The sequence below is a fragment of the Bradyrhizobium sp. 14AA genome (assembly GCF_054185205.1).
This window is the reverse complement of record NZ_JAVAYM010000137.1, coordinates 1-473: the sequence shown is the minus strand read 5'-3', so window position 1 is coordinate 473 and position 473 is coordinate 1. Positions and strand designations below refer to the sequence as shown.

The 473-nt window shown below is 70.0% G+C and carries 1 protein-coding gene; it reads left to right on the top strand.

The window, feature by feature from the left end:
* Positions 1 to 44 precede the first annotated feature (44 nt).
* Positions 45 to 473: hypothetical protein (locus RAD15_RS43690; RefSeq protein ID WP_458184842.1), on the top strand; the 429-nt coding region annotated here is incomplete at its 3' end.

Below are 473 nucleotides of genomic sequence, written 5' to 3'. Positions count from 1 at the left end.
GGCTGGTGCCGGGTTTTCGCCCGCTTGAGGCGCGCGAGGAATCGGTGCTCGCGCGCGAGGCGCTGGCTGAGATGCTGGTCGAGGCCGACCGCGACGGCAGGGCGAAGCCGATCGAGACGATCGGCCGGCTGAGCGTGCGGCGGGGCGAGGGCGAGGCGGAGAATTTCCTGCGCGCCTGTGGCCGGGCGCCGGCCGCGATGGAGGAATTGCCGCGCGGCGACGGGCTGCGCCCGTTCCTCCGCCGCTGGCTCGACCTGCCGACGGGCGATATCGAGAGCGTGATCCTGAGCGCCTGCGGGGATGATATGGTCGATCATGAAGCGCTCGACGCGATCGGCGGCATGAACAGCGGCTGGGGTACCAAGAGCGGGGTCGAACGCGCCGGGATCATCTATGGCTGGCTTGAAAAGCCGGTCGTTGAGCGCGCCGCCGCGCTCGCCGATCTCCACAAAGTCTGGGCCAAGGCGGATGGT